General features: G+C 59.4%; 18 protein-coding genes. 6 read left to right on the top strand and 12 right to left on the bottom strand.

Features of this window, described 5'->3' with window-relative positions; genetic code table 11:
* Positions 1 to 23 precede the first annotated feature (23 nt).
* Positions 24 to 839 (bottom strand): helix-turn-helix transcriptional regulator, encoded by an 816-nt coding sequence (locus ED655_RS12775; RefSeq protein WP_122050523.1) that lies wholly within the window; start codon positions 837 to 839, stop codon positions 24 to 26.
* A gap of 89 nt (positions 840 to 928) precedes the next feature.
* On the opposite strand from ED655_RS12775, the gene ED655_RS12780 reads away from it, so the two are divergent.
* Positions 929 to 1,726, top strand: a complete 798-nt coding sequence (locus tag ED655_RS12780; RefSeq protein WP_122050481.1) for a class I SAM-dependent methyltransferase — start codon at positions 929 to 931, stop codon at positions 1,724 to 1,726.
* Positions 1,727 to 2,032: 306 nt separating this feature from the next.
* On the opposite strand, the gene ED655_RS12785 is transcribed toward ED655_RS12780, so the two are convergent.
* The 4 genes from ED655_RS12785 to ED655_RS12800 form a co-directional block, all read right to left on the bottom strand.
* Positions 2,033 to 2,494, bottom strand: a complete 462-nt coding sequence (locus ED655_RS12785; RefSeq protein WP_122050482.1) for a GAF domain-containing protein — start codon at positions 2,492 to 2,494, stop codon at positions 2,033 to 2,035.
* Positions 2,495 to 2,595: 101 nt separating this feature from the next.
* Positions 2,596 to 3,378, bottom strand: a complete 783-nt coding sequence (locus ED655_RS12790) for a sulfite exporter TauE/SafE family protein (RefSeq protein WP_240993658.1) — start codon at positions 3,376 to 3,378, stop codon at positions 2,596 to 2,598.
* 27 nt (positions 3,379 to 3,405) lie between these two features.
* Positions 3,406 to 5,007, bottom strand: coding sequence for a bifunctional protein tyrosine phosphatase family protein/NAD(P)/FAD-dependent oxidoreductase (locus ED655_RS12795; protein ID WP_122050483.1), 1,602 nt, complete (start codon positions 5,005 to 5,007; stop codon positions 3,406 to 3,408).
* Positions 5,008 to 5,142: 135 nt separating this feature from the next.
* The gene (locus tag ED655_RS12800) at positions 5,143 to 6,069 is read right to left on the bottom strand and encodes an MBL fold metallo-hydrolase (RefSeq protein ID WP_122050484.1); all 927 of its coding nucleotides are present in this window, start codon (positions 6,067 to 6,069) and stop codon (positions 5,143 to 5,145) included.
* A gap of 162 nt (positions 6,070 to 6,231) precedes the next feature.
* On the opposite strand from ED655_RS12800, the gene ED655_RS12805 reads away from it, so the two are divergent.
* The 3 genes from ED655_RS12805 (at position 6,232) to ED655_RS12815 (ending at position 8,158) form a co-directional block, all read left to right on the top strand.
* Positions 6,232 to 6,873, top strand: coding sequence for a peroxiredoxin (locus ED655_RS12805; protein WP_205836047.1), 642 nt, complete (start codon positions 6,232 to 6,234; stop codon positions 6,871 to 6,873).
* Positions 6,870 to 7,235 (top strand): ArsR/SmtB family transcription factor, encoded by a 366-nt coding sequence (locus tag ED655_RS12810; RefSeq protein ID WP_122050485.1) that lies wholly within the window; start codon positions 6,870 to 6,872, stop codon positions 7,233 to 7,235. Before ED655_RS12805 ends, ED655_RS12810 begins: the two co-directional genes overlap by 4 nt.
* 122 nt (positions 7,236 to 7,357) lie before the next feature.
* Positions 7,358 to 8,158 carry an acid phosphatase gene (locus ED655_RS12815; RefSeq protein ID WP_122050486.1) on the top strand — a complete coding sequence of 267 codons (801 nt, stop codon included), beginning with the start codon at positions 7,358 to 7,360 and terminating at the stop codon, positions 8,156 to 8,158.
* Positions 8,159 to 8,257: 99 nt separating this feature from the next.
* On the opposite strand, the gene ED655_RS12820 is transcribed toward ED655_RS12815, so the two are convergent.
* From ED655_RS12820 to cysG, 5 genes are all read right to left on the bottom strand, one after another.
* Positions 8,258 to 10,450 (bottom strand): Hint domain-containing protein, encoded by a 2,193-nt coding sequence (locus tag ED655_RS12820; protein WP_122050487.1) that lies wholly within the window; start codon positions 10,448 to 10,450, stop codon positions 8,258 to 8,260.
* 443 nt (positions 10,451 to 10,893) lie between these two features.
* Complete coding sequence (gene cysC, locus ED655_RS12825; RefSeq protein WP_162993515.1) at positions 10,894 to 12,762, bottom strand: adenylyl-sulfate kinase; 1,869 nt, start codon at positions 12,760 to 12,762, stop codon at positions 10,894 to 10,896.
* Between the two features lie 15 nt (positions 12,763 to 12,777).
* On the bottom strand, positions 12,778 to 13,572 hold the full coding sequence (gene cysD, locus ED655_RS12830) for a sulfate adenylyltransferase subunit CysD (protein WP_023979512.1): 795 nt from the start codon (positions 13,570 to 13,572) through the stop codon (positions 12,778 to 12,780).
* 50 nt (positions 13,573 to 13,622) lie between these two features.
* A complete protein-coding gene (locus ED655_RS12835) occupies positions 13,623 to 14,306 on the bottom strand; it encodes a phosphoadenylyl-sulfate reductase (protein WP_122050489.1) in 684 nt (227 codons plus the stop codon).
* A gap of 93 nt (positions 14,307 to 14,399) precedes the next feature.
* Complete coding sequence (cysG, locus tag ED655_RS12840; protein ID WP_122050526.1) at positions 14,400 to 15,815, bottom strand: siroheme synthase CysG; 1,416 nt, start codon at positions 15,813 to 15,815, stop codon at positions 14,400 to 14,402.
* Between the two features lie 310 nt (positions 15,816 to 16,125).
* On the opposite strand from cysG, the gene ED655_RS12845 reads away from it, so the two are divergent.
* Both ED655_RS12845 and ED655_RS12850 read left to right on the top strand, forming a co-directional pair.
* Entirely contained in the window at positions 16,126 to 16,893 is a 768-nt protein-coding gene (locus ED655_RS12845) for an SDR family oxidoreductase (RefSeq protein ID WP_122050490.1), read from the top strand.
* Between the two features lie 142 nt (positions 16,894 to 17,035).
* Positions 17,036 to 20,671, top strand: coding sequence for a PAS domain-containing protein (locus tag ED655_RS12850; RefSeq protein ID WP_162993516.1), 3,636 nt, complete (start codon positions 17,036 to 17,038; stop codon positions 20,669 to 20,671).
* Positions 20,672 to 20,867: 196 nt separating this feature from the next.
* Here the strand turns inward: ED655_RS12850 and ED655_RS12855 are convergent, their stop codons facing one another.
* Both ED655_RS12855 and hemA read right to left on the bottom strand, forming a co-directional pair.
* Entirely contained in the window at positions 20,868 to 23,555 is a 2,688-nt protein-coding gene (locus tag ED655_RS12855) for a mechanosensitive ion channel family protein (protein WP_122050492.1), read from the bottom strand.
* Between the two features lie 274 nt (positions 23,556 to 23,829).
* Positions 23,830 to 25,050 (bottom strand): 5-aminolevulinate synthase, encoded by a 1,221-nt coding sequence (hemA, locus tag ED655_RS12860; RefSeq protein ID WP_122050493.1) that lies wholly within the window; start codon positions 25,048 to 25,050, stop codon positions 23,830 to 23,832.
* Between the last annotated feature and the right edge of the window lie 119 nt (positions 25,051 to 25,169).

Here is a 25,169-nt window from a genome sequence, read left to right on the forward strand (position 1 = left end):
TGCGCACCGATGAGCAACCCTGCCTAGCGTTCTTGCATCGCATGTGCCCTGAACCGTGCAGGAGTCAGACCGAAACGTTGATTGAAGGCCTTGGCGAAGGCGCTCAATGAAGCATAGCCGCACCCTGCTGCGACATCGGTCACACGCTGCCCCTGCCCCAGTTGCAGGGCCGCATGAAACAGGCGCGTTTGGGTCATCCAGCTTTGCCAGCCCATTCCGGTTTCAGCCTGAAAATGGCGGCGAAAACTGCGCTCCGACATGGCAGCACAGGCGCAGATCCGGGTCATCGTGGCCGATGCCGGGTCAAGCAATGCCGCATCGACAGCCCGTATCAATCGTGGGTGTCTTGGCATGGGCAAGGCGAGCCCGGCGGCAGGCGCTGCCTTGATCCGCTCATGACAGAGCAGGGCAAGGGTATCGAAGAAGCTCTGCGCGAGCACATCAGTGGATTGTGGTCCATCCGGCCAACGCAGCGCGTAGAACATCATCTCGGTCAAGATCGGTGTCAGAGGAAATGTCGTCATCGCCTCGACCGCAGTCTGCGTATCGTCAGGCGCAAGAAAGAAGGACATGCCGTCATGATCACGGATCATGGTGCGATGGCGCGTCCCGGCTGGAATCCACAAGGCGTGGCCAGCAGGCAGAAGATAGCGCCTGTCTGGCCCCTCTATCTGCGTGGTACCGGCACGGGCGCAGATGATCTGGTGATAAGAATGCGCATGCCAGTCATAGAAAATCGCCTCGGTCGATTGCCTCAGGGCAAAGGATTTCTGCTGCGGCCTGTCGAGGCCTGCTTCGACCAGAACGGCCGTGGTCTCCTTACTGCTCAGGATTTTCATCTGGCCGGTTCCCGTCATTTTCTGGCCGAAGCGCGTTAGTCGGCCATTAGCGATCTTCCTATCCTGTCCGGCAAGGAGAGGAAACCACCATGTCTGTATTGCCCGCAACCGCGACCCCGAGCGGCACCCCTGACCCGCACAATGCCACCGTCATACGGCAATTCACCCGATGGGCGGCCCCTTTCGCTGACCTCCCCATTCATGCCGAGGCGGAAAGCATGGCCCAGACCATGAAGGCCTGTGCGCCCGGCCCAGCCGTGAAGGCGCTGGATGTGGCCTGTGGGCCCGGCATCGTCAGCTGCGCGCTGGCAGAGGCAGGGGCCGAGGTAACCGGGTTGGATCTGACCCCCGCGATGATCGCACAGGCGAGCGCGCGTGCCGATCGGCTGGGCGTCGAAGCCTCTTTCCAGACCGGGAACGCGATGGCGCTGCCTTTTGAGGACGAACAATTCGATCTGGTGGTGACGCGTTACAGCTTCCATCACATGGAAACGCCGCAGACCTGCCTCGCAGAAATGATCCGTGTCTGTCGTCCCGGCGGTCGGATTGTCGTCATCGATGCGACACCCGCTCCAGCCTGCCAGAGCCAATACGATCATGCCGAAAAGCTGCGTGACCCCTCGCACACAACGGCTCTTACGCTCAGTCAGATCATGAGATTGGGTGAGGAGGCCGGGCTGCACCACGTGGAAACCAGCCGCTACCGTCTGGAATCCCGCCTGAACGATCAGGTTGCCGAAGTAGATCGCGAGGCTCTCGCGTCCTTTTTCATGCAGGAGATTGCGAGCGGTGAGAACAGTTCGGACATGGCACCACGTCAGACAGAAGGCGGCATTGTTTTCAGCTTTCCGATTTCCATCATCGTCTGGAACCGCCCGAACGCCTGAGCCGGATGGCGATTGTCTTGTAACACGCGATCCGAATGGAAGCGCAGGAGACGTTCAATCAACAGGAGGATGCGATGCCGCCGCAGCCACGCTCATATGGCCTCAGCTGAGCGGCGCGGCGACGACGGGGCTGCACCCCCCAATAGATTTGAGAGGCATACCATCGGCGTTGACTCTCTTGGCAGGGTAGGGTCGAGGGTTACACCCACAGAAAAGCTCTCATCCCTTCTTTTTGCCCTCAGCAATGCCCCTGCCGGACTGCGCACATGACCTTTCTCTCACGATCAGGCCGCGCGCGATCTCGCCTTAGGCTTCGAGCAGGAGGGTAACAACGCGCTCCAACACAGCCTGCTCCGCATCGCCAAAACGCGCCTGCTCGGGGCTGTCGATGTCGAGTACGCCCAGCAATTCACCGTTTCTGACCAGAGGCAGAACAATCTCCGACGCTGATGCCGCATCGCATGCAATATGGCCGGGGAAGCTGTGGACATCATCGATACGCTGGATACTACGTTCGCTGGCAGCCTTGCCACATACCCCGCGCCCCAGCGCAATGCGGGTGCAGGCTACACGCCCTTGAAACGGCCCCAGAACCAGTTCACCCTTGCGCAGCAGATAGAACCCTGCCCAGTTGATGCGCGGGAGTGCCTCAAAGAGAACTGCTGCGATATTGGCCATATTCGCGATCATGTCGCTTTCGGCCGCTACCAGCCCCTCCACTGCCGAAAGGATATCATCTTGCGTCAGTCTGCTGTCAGGCGCGCTCATGGCGGTTCATCTTTCCGGACGTATCCTGAAGGCGCCACATAGCGCCTTCAGGTAGGGGCGAGGGTTTCTGAAGGCACGCATAGAACAAAATGCCTGCGCTTTCAGAGTGTGCGATAGGCGATATAGGCCGCCACGACAAAGATGAGGCCAGCGAAGAGAAGTTTCAACGTGGCACCGGACCCTTTGCCAAGGCGGCTGGCCAGTTTCGTCCCCAGCAGGCACCCGACAACACCCCCCATGATGAACCACAGGGCCAAAGGCCAGTCCACAAGGCCCGAAAGCGCATAGCTGACAGAGGTCGTCACACCAAAAGCCGCAACGGCCACAAGTGAGGTTCCCACGGCATTGAGGACAGGCATATGCGTAGCCGCCATCAGCGCCGGTACAATCAGGAACCCACCGCCGATACCGAAAAATCCGGACAGCCCGCCTGTGCACAGGCCAAACAGGCCAACCTTCCAGACATTGTCGCGATTGCATGCCGCACCCGGTATGCCCTCGTCATGACGGCCACGGATCATCGCGATCCCGACAAGCACCATGAGCCCTGCAAACAGCAACAGAAGTCGCTGTCCATCCATAGCCTTGCCAATCTGCGCCCCAAGCGCCGCGCCAAGCATCCCGGCAGGCGCGAAGAAACCGGCGCAGCGCCATTTGACCGTGTGCTCACGCGCATGGCTGAGCAGACCTGCCAGCGCGTTGATCGCGACAGCAAAAGCGCTCGTGCCAATCGCGATATGGGGGTTACGCACCCCCACAACATAGATCAGCAGCGGGACAGCCAGAATGGACCCGCCGCCACCGATGAGTCCCAGAACCAGACCAACCAGACTCCCGCATGCCAGAGCAGGGACAGACGAGGCAGACATGAACGCGTCAGGCATGAACGGGGTCGACATCATTGGCTGAGATCAGCCCTCGGTCTTGCGGGCTGGTCGCACCAGAAACTCGCGTCCCTTCAACATGAAATCCCAATACAGACGCGGCATGATCTTTTCCTTGAGAAACCAGGCCAGGCGTGTGGGCTTCTTGCCGTCAAGCAGCCAGGCCGGCAGGGTCGGGAGCAGCTTGCCGCCATACCCGAACTCGGCCAGCACAATCTTGCCGCGCTCAACCGTCAGCGGGCAGCCGCCATAACCGTCATACACAGCATCCGGCTTGCGCCCGGAAAGCTGGGCAATCAGGTTCTCAACCACCACAGGTGCCTGCTTGCGTGCAGCGGCAGCCGTCTTGGCATTGCTTGTGCCGGCCACGTCACCCACGGCGAAGACATTCGCATACTGCGTGTGCTGCATCGTATCCGGATGAACCGACACAAAGCCATCAGCGCCAGCAAGCGGCGAGGAACGAATGACATCGGGCGCGGTCTGGGGGGGCACAACATGCAGCATGTCGAATGCGCGTTCGACACGCTCCGTGCCGGCTTCCGTGACGCGCTCGAAGGTTGCAACCTTACGCTCGCCATCGACCGCTACCAGTCGTGACTTGAGGTTGAGGTCAATGCTGTAGCCCTTGATGTAATCCATCAGGGCCGGTACGAAATCGGCCACACCAAACAGGCTGGGCGTCGCTGTATCGAACTCGACCTGCACACGACCCAGCACCCCACGACGACGCCAGGCATCGCAGGCGAGATACATGGCCTTTTGGGGCGCCCCTGCACATTTGATCGGCATGGGTGGCTGGGTGAACAGCGCCTTGCCCTCTTCGAGCTTGCTCACCAGCTCCCAGGTATAGGGGGCGAGATCGTAGCGATAATTCGACGTGACGCCATTCTTGCCCAGCGTCTCGGCCAGTCCTGGAATAGCAGCCCAGTCGAGTTTGAGCCCGGTCGCCACAACAAGCGCCTCATAGGCAATCTGGGTCCCGTCGCCCAGCTCGATACGGTTCTGCTCCGGCAGGAAGGCCGTGACGGCCTGACGAATCCAGTTGGCGCGCGCCGGGATAAGCCCGACCTCGGAACGACGCGTCTGCTGCGCCGTGAAGACACCCCCGCCCACGAGGGTCCAGCCCGGCTGATAGTAATGCTCGGTCGAGGGTTCCACGACAGCGACCAGCAACCCGGGCCGACGACGCAACAGGCTTGCCGCGCAGGCGAGACCACCCGCGCCACCGCCGACCACAACAACATCGAAACGCTGAGCGCCAGCGGGCTTTTCTTCCTTCTGGGTCGACGCCAGCTCATAAAGATCAGCCGCACGTCGGCCAGAGCGGCAATAGGCAAGAACCTTGCCCGTGTTCTCAGGCCCGGTCATCTCGGCAAGGGTCTGGCGCATGACCGAGACACTATGCGCATCGGGCGTGGCCCCCATACGCACCGGGATATAGGCAAAAGCCAGCCCGCATTTTTCCGCCGCCACACCCAGATCGGCCACGCCGGGCTGATCCTTCTCCTCACCATCGGGGCGGGTGCAGATAATGCCGCTGAAACCCTGCTCCTTGAGCGCGGGCAGATCTTCCACCCTGATCTGGGGCGATACGGCGAAATGGGCCGTCAGGAAACGAAGGGACATGAGCTTGCCTCTCTCTTCTCGGACTGTATTGCGGGCCGGGTCAATGCGCACCGGCTGGATGCTGCGTTCTGTAACGGGCGGGGTTCAACAAGGTGCTGTGCAGGCCATTCAGGCTGGATACCGCACAGCGTGCTCTCAAAGCGTGTCGAGCGGTATCTTGATATAACGCGTACCGTTCTCTTCCGGCTCCGGCAGACGCCCCCCGCGTATATTGATCTGGACCGAGGGCATAATGAGATTGGGCAGGCTCAAAGTCGCATCACGTTTCGTGCGCATCTCGACGAATTCGTCCTCGCTCACACCGTCATGAACGTGAAGGTTGCTGTCGCGCTGTGCTCCAATGGTGGTTTCCCAGGCAAACCAGTCACGTCCGGGTGCCTTGTAATCATGACACAGGAAAAGACGCGTCTCACGCGGCAGGGAAAGCAGGCGGCGAATGGAGCGATAGAGCTGCCTCGCATCGCCACCGGGGAAATCAGCACGGGCTGTCCCGAAATCGGGCATGAAGAGCGTATCACCGATAAAGGCGCAGTCACCGATCACGAACGCCATATCGGCAGGGGTATGCCCCGGCACATGCAACGCAATCGCCTCGATTTCACCAATTCTGAAACGCTCACCATCGCGGAACAGATGATCGAACTGCGAGCCATCCCGTGCAAAGCGTGTTCCGGCATTGAAGATCTTGCCGAACACCTCCTGAACATGGGTGATTTCGGATCCTATGGCGAGCTTGCCTCCCAGCTGCTCCTGCAGCCACGGCGCTGCCGACAGGTGATCGGCATGGGCGTGGGTCTCAAGCTGCCATGTCACGGTCAGGGACTCAGCGCGGACATACTCAAGAATGGCCTGCGCGCTCAAAGACCCCGTTCGACCAGAAGCGGGGTCATAATCAAGCACGCTGTCGATAATCGCCGCCTCGCGGGTGCGGGGATCGTGCACGACGTGCGAAGCAGTGAACGTTGTCTCGTCGAAGAAACTGCGTACCACCGGGCACGAAGATTGGCCCGCCCTGCTGGCCTCGATCTGGCTGGCTGCCTGGGCAATCGTTGCGTCATCCATCACGCGCGCTCCGCTGAACTGATCATGAATTACATATTTCTTGAATATGATATTTCGCCGTTTATGTAATTGTGATACTTGCTCTCGTCAAGGACCGCACGGCTACCCAACGTTAGATCGTGAATCGTCGATGCCGATGCGTATTAACGGTGCAGGAGATGGATGAAGATGGAAGAGCAGGCACAGATACCTGTACGTCTGGGCACACTCGCCCCCAATTTTCGTGCCCGCACGACCTTGGGTCTCCTGACACTAAGCGATTTCAGGGGACGATGGGTTGTGCTCTTCTCACACCCTGCCGATTTCACACCGGTCTGCACCAGTGAGTTCATCGCCTTCGCGAAGGCCCAGCCGAAATTCGATCAGCTCGGTTGTCAGCTGATCGGTCTTTCTGTCGACTCATTGTCGTCCCATCTGGCCTGGATCAATGCCATCGGGCGCGATCTCGGCACCGAAATCAGATTCCCGGTGGTGGAGGATCCCTCCATGGCCATTGCGCGCGCGTACGGCATGCTCGATGCAACAGCTCAGGACAGCAGTACGGTGCGTTCGACCTACATCATCGACCCCGATGGGCGGATACAGGCCATCCTGGTTTATCCACTCTGTGTGGGTCGCTCGGTAAGCGAAATTCTTCGCGCAGTAACAGCACTGCAGCGCGCCGCGCATGGCGATGCCCTGACGCCGGAGAACTGGCAGCCAGGGGGTGCCATCTTCCGCCCCCCCTCGCTCACCGTGGCGGAAATGAACGCGCCATGCGAGCAGCCCTGGTTTCACTGCCTGCAGAAAGATGACGGGCGATGAAGGCCATGAACAGCCAGCATATGGCACAACTTGTCGAGCGCCTTCGCCTTTATGGGCAGGCTCAGCGCCTGTCGATCCTGTCCGTCCTGAGCGAGGCTCCCTATACCGTGGCTGAAATCGAGGCCCGTACCGGGATTGGTCAGCCCGCCCTGTCGCAACAGCTGGGCGAATTGCGTCGCGCCGGTATCATCGCCTCCAGCCGCGCTGCCCGCGAGGTGATCTACGATTTTGCCTCACCAGCAGAGCGCATTCGGACTGCAACCGTCCTCGGATTGCTTGAGGACAGGGAAACACCCTTGCTCGCTCCAGCTACCGCTGAACCGCCGCGCTATGGAGCTCATTTCGCGTCGATTTTGCCTTGAATGCCTCTCTGGTGACGTTGCAGGAGAGCGTCACAACACATCTTGCTTGCTGAGACAGTTTCGCGAATCTTCCAATCCTGATAACAGCCATTCGTATCTCATATGAAACGAATAGGCTCGATATGACCCCTTCCAAATCCGGTCGGAATTCCTTTGTCCGGGGCGGTTTTCTGCTCTGCCTTCTCGCTTCGTGCACCACGGCACCCACCCAGCCTCTCGATACCGCCCATCTGCCGGATGAGCGTCTGGCCCTTGCAACCCCGCCATCGGTCGGGCTGGCGTCGCAAGGTGATGACGACCGCATTTTCGCACGCACACGCGCCCTCAAGGACACGCCACGCTGGACACTCGCGCAAAGCGACGCCGATTTGCGCCCTGCCCCCTTCCTCAAGGGCTTTTCCTGCGCGGCAGGCTTTACGATCGACATCGCCAAGGCCCCGACCCTGGCGCGTATCCTCGACATGATGGCCAAGGCCGAAAGCGGCAGAACGTCGGAAGAAAAGCATTACTGGAAGCGCAAGCGTCCCTTTATCGGCAATGATGCGCCCATCTGCGTTGCGCGTGATGAGAGACTGGCGAAAAGCCCGTCTTACCCGTCGGGTCATACCATCGCCGGCTATTCCACAGCGCTTGTCCTCTCGGCACTTCTGCCGGAACGCAGCGCAGAACTGCTGCAACGTGGTCGTGTGATTGGAGAAAGCCGTATCATATGCGGCGTGCACTGGGCGTCGGATGTTGCTGCAGGCTATCAGGCAGCCGGGGCCTTTGCCGTTGCCACACTCGAAAATCCGGTCATACGCGCCCTTATGCCCAAAGCCCGAGAGGAGCTCGTTGCAATGAAAGCAAACGGCATTCTGCCGGATAAGCAACGCTGCGCAGTTGAGGCAGATGCCGCAGCCCATTCGCCCTTTACGGATGACTGAGCGCCGCACTCAGCGTGACGTATCCGTGCCCCTCATGCCACGACACATACCCGGCCGCAAACCTGGGCGGCGCCATGCTGGCGCTGCCCTTCCTGCAAATCATGCGACCTTCATCTGCGGCTCGGGCAGGTCTATCCTGTAAGGGCCAGCACTAAGGATCTCCAATCTGAGGATCGTCTCGTCCTGACCCTCTGGACATACCAGATCGATGGCAGCACAGCCATTTGTCCATCGACAACGGGCATTCTCCAGATTATGCCAGCCGGGCTGACCTGACGATGTCAGATGTGCGTCAAGCCTTTGGTTATGATCTTGCCGGGCCTGTGTGATTTCGCCAATCAGTACACCCAGCACACGACGGTCATCGATATAAGGCCCAATGGCATCAAATGGACGCCCCGCACGCGAATGGAGCCATACTCTTCGTGTTCCAGGCGGCACCCTATACGCCCTATGCGACCATGACTGTTCAGCCAGAGGCAGAATACGGCCAGCCTGATCCTTCAGAACAAGAACCGGGTCGTAAGTCATTTCGTGCCTGGCTGCTTGGGGTAGTATACCCATCCCGGCCGCGCGTTCAGACAGGGCCACATGAAGCGGCTGTACGAAACCGGCGGATGTTTCAAGTGGGGCCGCTGCATCACATGCCCAGCTTCTGAGCGTTCTCGATGCATGGGGTTCTTCCGGAAGATCCAGTTGGCGCAAAACCGTGCCATATCCCGCACCGGAATCAAAATAGCTCTCAGTCGCCACGCCCTGAGCAAAGATGACAGAATGACGCTCCATTTCGAGATGGAAATACGCGTAGGTCCGGAAAGAGCGATCGTAGAGAATGGTCTGGTTGTTGACGAGCATGCGTACCGGCACGAATTTACCATCGAACAAAAAGCAATGTTCGGCAGTGACTAGCAAATCGCTATGGGGTTGTCCCGGCGCAAAGGCGTCTCGCAAGATGCGCACAGGCAAGCCCGACATATCGTCAGGCAGGTCGTGACGAACCTGGCATTCCTTCCTGATCACCCGCTTGATGATGCGCGTGATCTTGATGCCGTTTTCCATACAGATCAGACGATCACCCGCGTTGAGTGTCTCGATTTTCCGCTCTCCACTGTCGGTAAGCAGCATGACCCCCGACAGGAAGCAGGCATCTATATTATCGATAAAGAGACTCGAGGCGAGACTCTCTACTTCCAAATTGGCATTGGCCTGCATGGCCAGCCCGACCATCCAGCCGCCAGACCTGACCATGAGCTTGATGGAACTTCCTATATCAGGATCGATAATCCTGCCCCCGGCCAGTACCTCGACCTTGTGCCTGACCGAACCATGGGCGCCATCAGTGGCACTGCTATAGAATTCCTCGACTTTCGAGATTGCTCCGGCGTCAATCTGCACATCGCTGTCGATATAGATATTTCCGATGGTCATGCCGCCGGCAGATACGGAAACACCGTCAGGCGAACTCGCCTGATCAATGTAGGAACTTATCAACCTGCCACCGCTCTGAACCACGACACTGATATTTCTAGCGACGATACCCGAAACGACAGCGCCGCTCATTATGGTCAGGCTCCCTCCGGGATCCCCGTAAAATGCCGCGCAGTTCATCGTAAAGAGTGATCCGGACTGGTACCACGTTGCGCCATCTGCCCCCGGCACTGCCACCCAGTTTCCTGTCACACCATTAGCCAGATCCTGTGTCAGATCCCTGATTTCGGGTGGCGTGGGTGTGCCGATTTGTGACAGCGCCGAGATATGAACACCAGCGGCAATGCTGACCGCATGCAACTGAGCCCCTGCGTCGATACCGAGATACGATCCGGACAAGCAATCAATTCCCGTCACCGTCGCGCCGCTGGTCATATAGATCGTACCGCCCGGCTGAAGCGTGATGTTGCTGGCCACCGAACCACTGGACAATACGATAGCGCCCCTGTCCACGGCCGTGATACCGCGGCAAACAGCCCCATCCGCATAAGTGATCTGGGAGATACCGCTGATCAAACTGTCATTCATCTCCCCACCAGAAACGGTGAGATAGGTCAGGTCGAAGGTAAGGGCACTGGTATAGGCGCCTGTCAGATCGCCACGAAACCCGGCCAGAACACTGTCAACAATGCGCGCGCCACTATCAGCATGGATAATTATAGCGTGTTCATTATCGTAAGGCCCCCCGGTATAGACAGGGGTTTGCAGGGCAGAAATCGAGGCTCCGCTATGGACGTACATCTCTGCGGGCCTGTCGACCTCGACTGCACCTGATGTGTTGTCTTTATCGAAATGATAAATCACGCTTTCCTCCTCGAACTGAATATCGCCTGATCGGAAGGAGCGCTGACCTCGTCATGACAAGAGGTACGCGCTCTTCAGGGGGCTGCAACAAATCACAGAAACAGATTGGCGTGACCTGACAATACAGATGACCGAAATTCGAATCCTGACGACATGAAATCTGCGTATATTTACAACAATATGATTCATGAACCCATCTATTCGGTTGTTTATTAATTATTAACTTATGGATTTACGAATCTATGGAATCTATATTCATATATATAATAATTTTCGTAGGAAAGATCTGGATCTGTTATAACTATAAATATTTCGTATGCAGAAATGAAACGAATTATTCTCTTCGTTGAGTAGCCTCTCTCTTGCGAGGATGCAGTTTCTGGATAAAAAAAGGGGCGATCAATGATCGCCCCTTTATCGAAACCGCGTTGATGTCCTGCTTTTCAGCCCTCAATCATCTTCCGGACAAACTCACTCAGTCCAGTTGCCGAAGCGTCTATATCCCTGGTGGTGTCGAGACGAAAAGCAGGGCCTGTAGGCGTCTCGTAAGGCGCACTCACCCCAGTGAACTGGGGTAGCTTGCCAGCACGGGCCGCAGCATAAAGCCCTTTGGGATCGCGCGTTTCACAGAGTTCGAGCGACGCATCCACGTGGATCTCGTGGAACCCCTCGCCGACAATCTGGGCTGCAAGCCTGCGATCCTCGATCAAAGGGGAAACCAGAGCAACGATCACTACCTGCCCACTCTCTGCCAGAATACGCGCCACATGGGCAGCACGACGGATATTCTCGCGTCGATCTTCTGGCGAGAAGCCGAGATCGCTGCACAGACCAGCGCGCAGCGTGTCACCATCCAGCACTGTTGTACGAATTCCAGCCGCGACCAGATCAGTCTCGACCGCCCGGGCAATTGTGCTCTTGCCCGAACCCGGCAGGCCGGTCAGCCAGAACACAGCGCCCTTGTGACCATGCAGAGACTCGCGCTGAGCGGCAGTCACCTTGCTGGCTGTCGGGTGGATGGCATGAGCACCATCCGGCAGTTCAGCAGCCCCAAGAAGTGGGGCACCGCCCACAATGCGCTGGAAGCGATCCACCAGCACACCACGCCCATCGCTGTAACCTGGTGAGAACGGGTCGAACAGGATGGCGTGAGAGGCCACCAGGGTGATCTCGGCAAAACCATCCGGCGGCACCTCATCGCCGGGCGAAAGCGTGAGATCATCAAGGTTCACGACGGCATCGATCGAGGCGACCGTCACATCATGTTCGGCTGTGGCCAGACGCAGGGTAAAGCTCTCACCCACACGCAGGGGCTCACCACGAAGCCAGAAGAGGCGCGTGCGCAGGCGTGCTGTGCGGATCGGTGCCGCCCCATTTTCCTGCACCGGATAAAGCAGATCCCCACGATCCGGCACCAGATCGGGCTCCAGACGCAACGCGATGGACTCCCCTGCTCCCGCGACAGGATTTTCCGGCGCATGCCAGCGACAGATTTCTGCAACTGTGGCCTGCTGACCCTGTGAGCCGATCATGATGCGATCGCCTGCGCGAATGACACCGCGTTCAATCCGCCCGGCGACATAGCGCACATCGTCGAAGCGATAGACATCCTGCACAGGCATACGGAAATCGAGAGCCAGGCGTGAGGCCGGTGCCGGTACGGCGGCCAGAGCCTCAACCAGCGTCGGCCCCGTATACCAGGGCGCGCGCTCCGAGCGGCTGGCAATGTTGTCGCCATCACGAGCGGAGGCCGGTACGAAGGCCTCGACTGTGATTTCGAGACGACCCAGCAAGTCGCGCACATCGGCTTCGGCCTGGGCGATCTTCGCCTGATTGAAATCCAGCAGATCGGATTTGTTGAGCAGCACGATCACATGACGGATGCCAATCAGGCGCAGGAGCATCGCATGACGACGCGTCTGCTCCTGGGCGCCTTCAAGCGCATCCACCACCAGAACGGCAGCCTCGGCGTCAGCGGCACCAGTGATCATGTTACGCAGAAACTGGCGATGGCCCGGCGCATCGACAATAACGAACTCGCGGCCGCCCAGATGAAAAGGGATACGGGTGGAATCGACGGTCACACCCTGATCGCGCTCGATCTGAAGCGAGTCGAGAAGGAAGCTCCATTCGACAGCGAGGCCGCGCTTGCGACTGCTCTCGACAATCTGAGCCAGCTTGCCGTCCTGCAGGCTATCCGTGTCGTAAAGCAGACGGCCAATAAGCGTCGACTTGCCGTGATCGACATGGCCAACAATAACGATCGGCGTGGCAGCTGCGCGCAGCGAGGCTGGGAGGTCGTTGTTTTTCATGATTTCGCCCATGGCTCAGAGATAACCCGCAACACGCAGACGCTCGAACGCGTCTTCCGATTCATGATCCATCGCGCGACCGGCACGCTCGGATGTCTTGCTGTTTTCAAGCTCGGCAATCACCTCGGCGAGAGTCGAGGCGTTGCTGTCGATGGGGCTCGTGATATCCTGGTCACCCAGCGAGCGGTAACGCTTGCCGTTCTTCGCGAAATACAGATCGACCAGCGGGATGTTCTCGCGCTCGATATAGCGCCAGATATCGATTTCGCGCCATGACAACAGCGGATGCACACGGATATGCATCCCATCCTCATAAGGGGTGGCGTACTGGTCCCAGAATTCCGGCGGCTGATTGCGTACATCCCAGCGATGACCCGCCCCACGCGGGCTGAACACGCGCTCCTTGGCGCGCGTCGCCTGCTCGTCACGGCGGATACCGGCAATGACCCCGCGCAGCTTGTGCTTTTCAATCAGGCTGGCCAGACCGGCGGTCTTGCGCGCTGCAGAGCGCGCCGCAGGCGGCAGGGACGGATCGATTTCCTCAACCGGCGGACAATCGCCGAGCATCAGGTCGAGGTTCCATTTCTTGGTGTATTCCTCGCGAAAGGCATACATCTCAGGGAATTTCTTGCCCGTATCGACATGCATGACCGGAAACGGCACACGGCCCATGAACGCCTTGCGTGCCAGCCAGACCATGACATTGCTGTCCTTGCCCAGAGACCAGAGCAGGGAGAGCGGACGCAGCTTGCGATAGGCCTCGCGCAGAATGAAGATGCTCTGCGCCTCAAGCTGATCGAGGTCATCCATGGCACGCGGCGTGGCGAGGGTGGGGGACGCCAAACTCATTTTATGCTCCGTTATCGCGCTGGCAGGTGAATGCCGCATTCGGTTTTGGTCTGGCCGGCCCAGCGTCCGGCTCTGGGGTCCTCACCTTCGGCCACGGCCCGTGTGCAGGGCGCACAGCCGATGGATTTGAAACCGAGGGCCGTCAGGGGGTGACGCGGCAAGTCACGCCGGGTCATTTCGCTCGCGATGCGCTCTCGCGTCCAGGAGGCAAGCGGATTGATCTTGGCTCGCCCGTCCGCGAGCGGCTCGAAGACGGCCATCGAGGCGCGTGTCGCTGCCTGACCGCGTTTGCGCCCGGTTATCCACGCATCAAAATCGTTTAATGCGTCATCCATGGGCTCGACCTTGCGCAGGGCGCAGCAGGCATCCGGGTCGAAATCGGCCAGCATGTCCTGAGGATCACGATCATGCAGCGCCTTGGCCGATGGGGCGATATTCACAACCCCGGTCAGTCCAAGGTGCTCGATCAGAACATCACGATAGCTCAGCGTCTCGGGAAAATGGCGCCTGGTATCGAGAAAGAATATCGGAAAATCACGGTCGATTTCGGCAACCAGAGCAAGAAGCAGCGCGGATTCGGCACCAAAGGACGAGACAAGCGCCATACGCCCTGAAAGCACTTCCATGGAGCGCTCCAGGATTGCTTCCTCGCCGGTCGTTTCAAGGATCTGCCGTTCGGTCTGGGTCAGGGCCATGACTGGTTAAATCCACACTGAAAAATCGCTTATTGCGCCATCACGCTCGACATAATACCTCAGACAACACCGTGCAATGGGTAAACTACGAACTCACGCTTCTTTATGGTGAATTGCTTTCCCATGCCCCGAGCGGCGGTGGTTCACCACCTCCCCCACGAGGGTGAGCGCCGGGCTTGCCACATTGCGCTCGATAACCAACGCAGGCAGCGTCGCAAGCGTTGCCACATGCACGCGCTGATCATGACGCGTGCCATGCTCGATCACAGCGGCGGGCCAGTCGGCGGGCAGGCCATGGGCCTGAAGCTGGGCGCAGAGATCCGCCATCGGCGCGAGCCCCATATAGATGGCGAGTGTCTGCCCTTTCTTGGCCAGACTCGGCCAATCCAGATTGAGCGTGCCATCGGCGCGGGCGTGACCGGTGACAAACACACAGCTCTGTGCGCAGTCCCGATGCGTCAGCGGGATGCCTGCCGCCGCGCCACAACCACTGGCAGCCGTAATGCCGGGGATGACGCGTACAGTGACGCCGGCATCCACCAGCGCCTCCATTTCCTCACCACCACGCCCGAAAATGAACGGATCGCCTCCCTTCAGGCGCAGAACGCGTTCACCCGCTTTGGCGCGGCGTATCAACTCGTCATTGATCCCTTCCTGCGGCAAGGTGTGGTGGCTGCGCTTCTTGCCAACAAACACACGCTCTGCATCACGCCGTACGCGGTCCATGATTGCGGGTGGAATCAACTGGTCATACAGGACGGTGTCGGCATTCTGCATCAGGCGCAGGGCCGCCAGCGTGAGAAGGTCCGGATCACCCGGCCCGGCACCGACCAGCCAGACCTCGCCTTCTCTCGGCACGCCACCCAGGCTGCGTTCGAGACTGGCTCTTGCAGCCTCATCCTCTCCCCGCAGGGCCTGCTCGGCACCTGCGCCATCCACAAAATCCTCCCATGCCCGTCGCCGGATCATGGTGTCCGGCTGGGCATGGCGTATCCAGGTACGCTGCGCCTGCATGAAGCGCGCGAGACGCGAGAGCCCGTCGGGAAGCAGCGCCTCGATTTGGGTGCGCAGGCGCCGGGCCAGTACGGGCGCCGCGCCATTGGTGGAGATCGCAATCTGAACCGGGGTCCGGTCAATGATGGCAGGGGTGATGAAAGTGGATGGCTCAGGATCGTCAACGACGCAGATATTCACCCCCTGTTCGCGCGCCTGTGCCGCAATGATGCGGTTGAACGCAGCATCCTCGGTGGCCGCGAAAACAATGCGCATCTCCCCCAGCAACGCGCTGATACGATGTGCGTCGAGTGCCTCGCCGAGATGGGTGACGTGGCCGCTGTCGATCGCCTGGCGGATTTCGATGTCATGAACCGGACCGATCTGGGCGATATCATCACAGCGCCCCAGAAGCAGGCGCAGCTTGTTGGCGGCCACCTGCCCGCCCCCGATTACGAGAGCGCGGCCATCATCGAGGCGCAGGGCGATAGGGAGATAGGTCGCTTCCTTGGTCATTTCTCCTGTATGGCGTGCCCTATGCGCCGCGCCAAGATCGGCGGCGACACAGGCCCGCTCACTTGCCTGGGCAAGGGCACTTGAAAACTCTCCGGACATACGCCCCTGTCATCCCTTCCCGTGATGTGACAAGGGTGCAGGTGAAGGATCGCTGAAAGAAACCACACGAAAATGTCGGCTGGGCAGTCTGAGCATCCCTGATACCATGCCCAGCATATGAGCGGCTCGAAACGATAATGTGTTCAGCGAGCCGCCAGATCATGTCCGCCCCGACAGTCACGGGCCGGACCGTCCAGAAAAGGATCCAGCCATGTCCGAGCCCGCCCTTTTTTCCCTCAAGGGGAAGCGCGCCCTCATCACCGGTGCCTCGCGCGGCATCGGCTTTACTCTGGCACAGGGTCTGGGGCGCTACGGGGCCGAAATCATTCTGAACGGGCGTGACCCTGCGCATCTCGATTCCGCACGCGCCCGTCTTGAGGGCGAGGGCATCGTGACACGCGGCAGCGTCTTTGATGTCACCAATCAGGATCAGGTCATTGCAGGCGTTGAAGCGATCGAGGCCGAAGGGCCGATCGATATCCTGATCAACAACGCAGGCATCCAGTTCCGCTCGCCTCTCGACCAGTTTCCGCGTGCCGAATGGGACCGGCTGATTTCCACTAATCTCAGCTCGGTGTTTTTCGTCGCCCAGGCCGTGTCAAAGGGCATGATCACGCGCGCACGTGGCAAGATCATCAATATCTGCTCTGTCCAGAGCGAACTGGCGCGTCCCGGCATCGCCCCCTACACCGCAACCAAAGGGGCCGTGAAAATGCTCACCAAAGGCATGGCGACCGACTGGGCGCGGCACGGATTACAGATCAACGGCCTCGCGCCGGGCTATTTCGAGACGGAGATGAATGCTGCTCTTGTGGCTGATCCCGATTTTTCATCCTGGCTTTGCCAACGCACCCCTGCCGCACGCTGGGGCAAAAGCGAAGAGCTTGTCGGGGCCGCTGTGTTCCTCGCCTCCGAGGCTTCCAGCTTCGTCAATGGTCACATTTTAACTGTTGACGGTGGTTTGACGGCTTCCGTCTGACCTGTTTGGAATTCTGTGTTTACGCTTTCACGCTTGGAGCGCTATGACTGATAGTGATCAAGCGGGCTCATCGTATGGTGCCTGAGACGACTGTCCTGCCCCTGCTTCATCAGGGGCAGCCTGAATCATGGGGGCGTATCACATGTTGTTTTGGGAGCGTCCCGATCCTGACACCTCGGCAATCCAGCCGATCGCATCGCCCCCCACGTTCCTGCTCCCCTTGCAGGAGACTTTCCCCGATCTCGCTTTCTCACTGATCGCCGTGCGAGATGGGGAGCCGCACCTCATTCAGGCAACACAGGCGGAAACGCCGGGCAGGATGACGGTTCTTCCTGATCTTTCACGCTCCAGCAAACAAGACTGGATGAAAGATGTTCCCTTCCCCGGGAAAGGACAGCTTGCAGGTTGGGATTTCTTCCCTTTCGGTACGCCGGTCGCAGGGCTTGTCGCGGTCGCTGCCCATGAGGCTCCCATATCCCTGCAACAAAAGCGCATTGTGCAGGCTCATGCCAATCTGCTTGGTGCAATATGCCGAAATGACCCGTTCATCCTGGCACCCTCGGCGCAGGATGATGCCGCCCGCACCGAACGTCAGATCGTCTCTCCCCTCCCTGACGTCCTACGGCCCACGACGCCGGATGACCTGGAAGGCAGAGTGCGGCAAGCCTCACTGGGCTTCCTGTTGTGGAGCGCCGAAACATGCCTGCTGACAGGGGATCCCTATCTGGCTGCCCTGTGTGGCATCGACGCCGAAGCCCTGCGCCTTGGAGTCGAATGGCCGGTCTTTCTGGATTGTATTCATGAATCCTCGCCGACAGCGCTCGAGACCGATCCGGTCAGATGGCTAACCGGGGCCGGAGGCTCCGGACTGGTATTTCGGCAGGCCAGTGGTGCACCAAGAGCCGTTAATGTCAGTGTTCAACCCCACCCCAAGGGGTGTACAGGAACCGTCATTGACGCCGGGATTGATTGTGATGCGCGAGCTGCCCTGCACGCAAGTCAGGCTGTCATCAATTCCCTGCTCGTCAGCGCCAGTGACTGCATAAAAATTCTCGACCTCGACGGGAAGATAACCTTCGTCAATCATGGGGCCGTACTCGTTCTCGGCCTCTGCTCACCTGCAGATATGCTCGGCGTATACTGGCCTGATGTATGGCAGGAGCGCGGCCGAAAACTCTCGCTTGATGCGATCGGTGCCGCCAGAGACGGCCTCACCAGCCATTTTCAGGAATATGTCGAGACAAGCGACGGGCGCAAACGTCTGTGGGATGTGGTCGTCACCCCCATTCTGGGCCCTGATGGCAGACCCGAGCGTATTCTCGGCGTCTCACGCGACATGACGGTTGCCAATCAGGAACATGAGAGACTCGAACTTGCACTCGCAGCAGGCACCATCATCGGCATGTGGCTGTGGGATGCCAGACGCCAGCTTGTGACGGGCGATCTGCGTATGGCGCAGACCCTGCATCTGCCCCCGGCCCAGCTCGCCGATGGCCTGGAACTCATACAATTGCTTGATAGTGTGGCTCCCGAGGACCGCCCTGTTCTACAGGCGGCTCTCGATACGGCACTTGAGGAGCGCAAGCCGTTTCGCTGCGAGTTCCGCCTCTGCGATGATGGCTCACGCACCAGCCGCTGGATCGAAGCCAATGGCTCCTGCACCTATGACCATAATGGCCATATCAGTCATTTTCCGGGTATCCTGCTCGATATCGACGCGCCAAAGCGCCAGACACTCAAGCGCGAGGCCCTTGTCACTTTCGGTGATGAACTCCGCGCACTGACGAGCGAGGCCGATATCCTGGCGCTCACCGCGCGCACCCTTGGTATGACCATCGAGGCAGATCGCTCCGGCTTTGCCGATGTGGACCATGAGCGGGAACTGGCGCAGGTCACCGATTGCTGGCGCAGGAATGATGATATTCCCGATGTTTCCGGCCTTTACGCATTCCGGTCCTTTGGCACCTATATCGATCTGCTCAAGGCAGGCGAGGTCGTGGCCATTGACGATGTCAGGACCAGTCCCCTGACGGCAGCGCAGGCTACCCAGTTTGCACCGCTCAAGATCTGCGCCCTGCTCAATGTGCCGATCATGGATAATGGTATCCTGCAGGCTGTCGCCATCGTCCACTTTGCCCATGCCCATTGCTGGGATGAGATCACCCTCTCCTTCGTTCGCACCATTGCCGACAGAAGCTGGGCCGCCATACGCCAGATGCGCGCGCAGGAAGCCCTGCGCCGCATGAACGAGACCCTCGAAGAGCAGGTTCTGCGCCGCACACGCGAGCGTGACAGACTTTGGGCGATCAGCGCCGACCTTTTGGCCCTGACCGATCGCGACGGCAGGCTGCGTTACCTCAACCCCAGCTGGCAGACCTGTTTTGGTGACAAGGCGCGTGACTGGATTGGCAGCAAGGCCGAACAGCTTGTGCATCCCGCAGACGTGGCGCGGGCGACAGAAGCCCTTGCCCTACTGCGCGAGGGCAGGCTCGACCACGGGGTGGACCTGCGCTTTCTGCACCAGGATGGCGAGTGGCATACTTTCAACTGGTCCGGTTCGACCGAAGGGGAGGATATCTACCTGATTGGCCGCGATGTAACTGATCGCATCGCCCTGGAGGATCAGCTTCGCCAGTCACAGAAAATGGAAGCCGTGGGCCAGCTTACCGGTGGCCTTGCCCATGATTTCAACAATATCCTTGCCGGCATCGGGGGCGCGCTCTCGCTGTTGACGCGTCGTATCGAACAGGGACGCACCGAAGGGCTGGACCGCTACATAACAGCGGCTCAGGGCGCTACCGATCGCGCCGCCGCCCTGACACACCGCCTGCTGGCTTTTTCGCGCCGCCAGACGCTCGATCCGCAACCTGCTGACATCAACACGCTCATTCGCGGGCTCCAGGACCTGATTGCCGGTACAGTCGGTCCATCTGTCGTGCTCGAACTCTGTCTGGACGAGACCATCGGGCCGGCTCTGGTTGATACGAACCAGCTTGAAAACGCGCTGCTCAATCTCTCGATCAATGCACGCGATGCCATGCCGGAAGGCGGACATCTGACGATTGCGACATCACGCGCCACGCTGGGGGCGCTTCAGGCAGAGGAATGGGGGGTCCGTGCCGGCGTCTATCAGGTGATGTCAGTGACGGATACAGGCGTGGGCATGAGCGCTGATGTCATGGCACGTGCTTTCGATCCTTTCTTCACAACCAAGCCGATTGGCAAAGGTACCGGACTTGGCCTCAGCATGATCTATGGCTTTGCCAGACAGTCCGGGGGACGGGTCAGCATTGCCTCGATACCCGGTGCGGGCACCTCGGTCCATATCTGGCTGCCCAGCCATGCCGCTCCCTTGCCCTCCCCTGTTTTCACGCTGAATCTTGCGCAGGATGGCGATGCGCTGCGTCATCTGCGCGTGTTGCTGGTCGATGATGAGGAGACGCTGCGTTTCACGGTTCGTGAAACGCTGGAAGACTGGGGTGCCATTGTTCAGGAGGCGAGCGACGGTACGGCAGCGCTGGCCCTGCTGAACGACCGCGAACGTCTCTATGATTTGCTGATTACCGATGTCGGCTTGCCAGGCGGATTGAATGGCCGACAACTGGCCGATGCAGCCCTCGTACTGCGCCCTTCGCTCTCGGTGCTGTTCATTACGGGATATGCCGAGCAGGCGATATTCAACCGGAGCGGACAGGATGAGAAAATCCATATCCTGCCCAAACCCTTCACCACCGCCATGCTCGATGAGAAGTTGAGGAACGCTCTCAGGCGTGGCTGACCCCTCCCGGGGAGAATCTGTGCATCTACCTGTCCGTTGTGGACCTCCAGCCAGGGACACAAAGCCCCCGCGCCGGGGCAACTCCCGCACTATGACTACCGTGGCCTGTATCGGCGGGAGCGGTACTGTCCCTCTCCCATGTCGCGCGGATCGCCCGTCATCAAGGCCGTCCCCGGCGGCCCTGAGCAGGAAACCATCATTCTTGCCGGGGCGATGGTACCGGCGCGTTTTTCCTGGTGGTGCCCGCATCTCCGGACGGCAGATCACGTTCCGGCAATTCGCCGCTTCCCATACCCGCCAGACCGGTCACCTCCACATAACGGGTCGGATAGGGCAGATGGATGTTACGGGCCTCGAATGTCTTTTTCAGGCGACGATAAAACTCACGCTGCACTGGCCAGCGCCCTGAGGTGATCGTCGGCAGTGTGCCTCTCACGGTAACAGAGGTCTGATTCAGCGCGTCCACACCCCACATCTGGAAGTCGTCGATGATCAGAGCCTTGAAGTTGTCATCTGCCCGCATTTCAGCCGTGATGTCATTGATCACCTTCACCACCTCATCCGTATCTGTCTCATAACCGACCTCGGCCACAATGATCGCACGGGCAAAATCGCGATTATAATTGATGATCTGGCCGAGCGAACTGAACGGGAAGATGTTCATCGAGCCATCATTGGCGCGAACATGCACCGTGCGCAGCGAGAGATGCTCGACCACGCCATAAGTCCCGTTAAGCGTCACGGCATCGCCCACCGTCAGGGCATTTTCCATGAGCAGGAAGATCCCGTTGATGAAATCCTGCACAAGCTTTTGCGAACCAAAGCCGAGTGCCACGCCAAAAATCGAAGCACCTGCCAGAAGCGGTGCGACATTCACGCCGATTTCGCTCAGCACGGTGAACCCGATGACCGCCACCAGAATGACCAGAAGAACGATGCGGATCATGGGCTGCAATGTTCGCACGCGCGCCACTCTTGCCGCACCGTCATCGAGGCCACCGACCTTGCGCGCATAGCGTTCCAGCCTGATGTTGCTCGCCTCCCACACCACAACACCAAGCAGGCAGGCGATCAGTACCGTCATGGATGATGAGACGAGGCGATAGCCAAGCCCCCCAGCGCCAAACAGGGCCTTGATGGGCGCACCCCAGGCACTCGCAAGCGCAAGGACCGTCAGCGCGATTATGATGACAGACGTGACCCGTTGCGCAGGGGCGTAATACCGGCTGAAGCGGGTCTGTGCGTCTTCACTGAGCGTGACCCAACCCGGTGCGGAGCGGAATACACGCTCCAGCAAGCCGTAAAGTACAATGCTGACGCAGCGCATGATTACAAGCGCGACGGCGCTGCGCAGGAACAGCTTCCAGATGGCAGCATAGCCATGATGGATTTCGGCTGCCCAGACAAGCCATAGTCCCATGTCGAAGAACAAGGCAATCACCCACCATGTGCGACCAAAAAGATGCAACATGCTGGCACCAAAGCCACGCTTCTCCCTGCGCTCGCAAAAACGCATGACCTTGGGGCGGCTGCGAATGATCATGGCTGCCACCATGAGATGCAGAACGAGCGTCAGGATCTTGAGCAGCGCCTCGATCACCCTGTCGGGCAAACCACAATCATCAAGCGTTTCGAGAGCAGCGGCTGAAATACCGGTGGTCAGGATCAGCAGGCGCAGCCAGTCAAACAGGAAGCTCGCCGCAGAATCGGAGAGCAGCGCAAGACGCAGCCAGGGGCGCTGGGGCGCAAGAATAGTGCGTATGGCAATGATCAGCCCTCCTGCCACCAGCGCTGTCAGGCTGAGGGCTCGCAGCAATGCCGTCGTAAATTCATCAGCCGCAGGATCTAGGATGATGATGAGTAGCGCAATGAACGGCACGACGAGAACTGGCAGGCAATCCAGCAGCAGGCACAGGAAACTGTATGGCAGCCGCTTGAGAACCAGCGTCAGTCTGGCAAGGGCGCCCTGATGACGTAAACGCGACAGACGCTCGCGATCCTGGTTGTCCGGTGGAGGCGTAGTGCCACCCGGGACATCCTTCACCTGCGGCGAGGGACTTGCGGACTGGAGATGCGGTGTTTCGTCCGCAGGCTTCTGATAGGCGTCACCATGGTCCTGCGCTAGCAAGGAGGCAGGGTCAGAGGATGATATTCCGTCATAGGCAACGACCTCATCTTTAGACTTCGCCTTGTTATCCTCCCGCACGGCTTCGTCAGCCGCCTCTTCTGCTGCCTGACGGTCATCAATCTCGCGAGCAAGCGCCGTACGTCCCTTGATACGGGCGAGGGCCTCGACACGATTACGCACGCCACGCAGCAGAAAACGCAGGGCGTAGAAGAGACAGGTACTCACTGCGGCCAGAATAAGCGCACGCAGCAGCAACTTCAGGGATTCCTGACGATCGGCCGGATCGTTGCGCATATGACGCCACCACGGCCCTATGGCACGGACGTCAACCACTGTACGCAAGAGGCTATGCGCCTGCACGCTTGCAGCATGGGTCCAGTCTGAGGCACTGCCGAGCAGTTCTGCCCCAAGCCCATCGGGCTTGAGCTTCGGGCCCGGCTTGTCAGCCGAATCTGCCGGATTGGCCGCCTGCTGGGCCTGGCTGAGATTTTGCAGCGTTGTCAGAAATTCGCGGCGCTTGACTTCATTATTGAGCACTGAAGCCAGTTGCCGTGCCTGATCAGCCGTTATGCGCGGTGTATCCTGTGCTGTTGCGGCGGGCTGCGTCTGGGCAAGCGTCGCGGCTGGACGCAGGCACAGGCTGCCAGCAAACAGGACGACAAACAGCAGCAGCAGGGAGGGTCTTCGCGCAGGATACCTGTTCTGGAGTGTCAGGACCGTGGCGCCCGAACCGGGTGCTCGCGAAAGGGACAACATCAGGCATATCCTTGCGGGAACAGAAATTTGGTAGTGTACGACCTGCCTGTACCGGCATGGCAGGCCTCTTCAATGCCGGATAGCGACCAAAGCCACCCGGTCAAAACAACATGACAATCAGGGATCTACATCCGCGGTGGATCCAGTATCCCACGATCTTTCACTGATGAAAGCGCAACCCGGTTCCGGCTTCCAGACACGGCAATATGGTCGCCGGGGCGCCGCAAGGCGGTCCGCAGCATGACCGGCTCCGCCCCATGAGTGATTCTGGCTTTCAGGCTGCGTTGGCCAGACGATGCTCTCGCCACAATTCGGCCAGCGCTGCTACAAGAGAGTCGATATCGTCCTTGCTGTGCAGGGGCCCTGGTGTGATGCGCAGACGCTCCGTGCCCCGGGGAACCGTTGGGTAGTTGATCGGCTGGATATAATGGCCAAAGCGCTGGAGCAACGCATCAGACAACGCGCGGCATTGCGTCGCATCGCCCACCATCACCGGCACGATATGCGATGGGTTGTCCAGATGGGGGATACCTGCACGGTCGAGGCTTTCACGCAGCCACGCCACTGCCTGACGATGCGCCGCCCGTTCACTCTGGCTGTTGCGCAGATGGCGGATGCTCGCCAACGCCCCTGCGGCGATCATCGGTGGGAGCGCAGTCGAGAAAATGAATCCCGAGGCGAAGGAACGCACAAAATCGCACAGGGCTGCGCTGCCGGTAATATAGCCGCCCACCACGCCAAAACCCTTGCCCAGAGTTCCCTCAATGACTGACAGGCGATGCGCAAGACCGCGCTCCTCGGCGACACCTCCTCCCTGATGTCCATACAGGCCCACCGCATGGACCTCATCCAGATAGGTCAGGGCGTTATAACGATCGGCAAGGTCACAGATCGCTTCGATCGGCGCGATATCGCCATCCATCGAGTAGACCGATTCAAAGGCGACAATCTTGGGCGTGTCGAGCGGGATTGCCTTGAGCTTCTGCTCGAGATCCTCGACGTCGTTATGGCGGAAGATCATCTTCTCGGCGCGCGAATGGCGTATGCCTTCGATCATCGATGCATGATTGGCAGCGTCAGAGAGTACGACGCAGCCCTTGAGCCTGGCAGCAATCGTACCAAGCGTCGCCCAGTTGGAGAGATAACCTGAATTGAACAGAAGGGCTGCTTCCTTGCCATGCAACGCGGCAAGTTCCTTTTCCAGCGCAACATGCTCATGGTTTGTACCCGAGATATTACGCGTGCCACCGGCCCCGGCGCCACTACGAGACAGGCTTTCATGCATCGCCTTGAGCACATCGGGGTGCTGGCCCATGCCAAGGTAGTCATTCGAGCACCAGACAGTGATATCGCGCTTCAGACCGTGGTGATAGGCGTGAGGGAATTGACCGGCATGGCGCTCAAGCTCGGCAAAATGCCGGTAGCTGCCATCAGCCTTGAGGCCGTCCAGAGCCTTCTGGAAATACGTGTCATAGCCTGTATCGACGTGCGCCATCTCGTTCTTCCCTCTTTTATGTCCATAGCGCAAAACAGCTAACCGCGTTGCAGGGCAAGTTAAACTCACGTTATGGGCGCTCGCCCGCGCAACGGGAGAGACTGGCGGAACCTGTCGCA

Origin of the sequence: Asaia bogorensis, assembly GCF_900465345.1 — a bacterium.
GTDB classification, from domain to species: Bacteria; Pseudomonadota; Alphaproteobacteria; order Acetobacterales; family Acetobacteraceae; genus Asaia; species Asaia bogorensis_A.

Coding starts and splice junctions, on each gene's coding strand:
- ED655_RS12775 (WP_122050523.1), bottom strand. CDS start 839: ATGAAAATCCTGAGCAGTAAGGAGACCACGGCCGTTCTGGTCGAAGCA.
- ED655_RS12780 (WP_122050481.1), top strand. CDS start 929: ATGTCTGTATTGCCCGCAACCGCGACCCCGAGCGGCACCCCTGACCCG.
- ED655_RS12785 (WP_122050482.1), bottom strand. CDS start 2,494: ATGAGCGCGCCTGACAGCAGACTGACGCAAGATGATATCCTTTCGGCA.
- ED655_RS12790 (WP_240993658.1), bottom strand. CDS start 3,378: ATGCCTGACGCGTTCATGTCTGCCTCGTCTGTCCCTGCTCTGGCATGC.
- ED655_RS12795 (WP_122050483.1), bottom strand. CDS start 5,007: ATGTCCCTTCGTTTCCTGACGGCCCATTTCGCCGTATCGCCCCAGATC.
- ED655_RS12800 (WP_122050484.1), bottom strand. CDS start 6,069: ATGGATGACGCAACGATTGCCCAGGCAGCCAGCCAGATCGAGGCCAGC.
- ED655_RS12805 (WP_205836047.1), top strand. CDS start 6,232: ATGAAGATGGAAGAGCAGGCACAGATACCTGTACGTCTGGGCACACTC.
- ED655_RS12810 (WP_122050485.1), top strand. CDS start 6,870: ATGAAGGCCATGAACAGCCAGCATATGGCACAACTTGTCGAGCGCCTT.
- ED655_RS12815 (WP_122050486.1), top strand. CDS start 7,358: ATGACCCCTTCCAAATCCGGTCGGAATTCCTTTGTCCGGGGCGGTTTT.
- cysC (WP_162993515.1), bottom strand. CDS start 12,762: ATGAAAAACAACGACCTCCCAGCCTCGCTGCGCGCAGCTGCCACGCCG.
- cysD (WP_023979512.1), bottom strand. CDS start 13,572: ATGGATGACCTCGATCAGCTTGAGGCGCAGAGCATCTTCATTCTGCGC.
- ED655_RS12835 (WP_122050489.1), bottom strand. CDS start 14,306: ATGGCCCTGACCCAGACCGAACGGCAGATCCTTGAAACGACCGGCGAG.
- cysG (WP_122050526.1), bottom strand. CDS start 15,815: ATGACCAAGGAAGCGACCTATCTCCCTATCGCCCTGCGCCTCGATGAT.
- ED655_RS12845 (WP_122050490.1), top strand. CDS start 16,126: ATGTCCGAGCCCGCCCTTTTTTCCCTCAAGGGGAAGCGCGCCCTCATC.
- ED655_RS12850 (WP_162993516.1), top strand. CDS start 17,036: ATGTTGTTTTGGGAGCGTCCCGATCCTGACACCTCGGCAATCCAGCCG.
- ED655_RS12855 (WP_122050492.1), bottom strand. CDS start 23,555: ATGTTGTCCCTTTCGCGAGCACCCGGTTCGGGCGCCACGGTCCTGACA.
- hemA (WP_122050493.1), bottom strand. CDS start 25,050: ATGGCGCACGTCGATACAGGCTATGACACGTATTTCCAGAAGGCTCTG.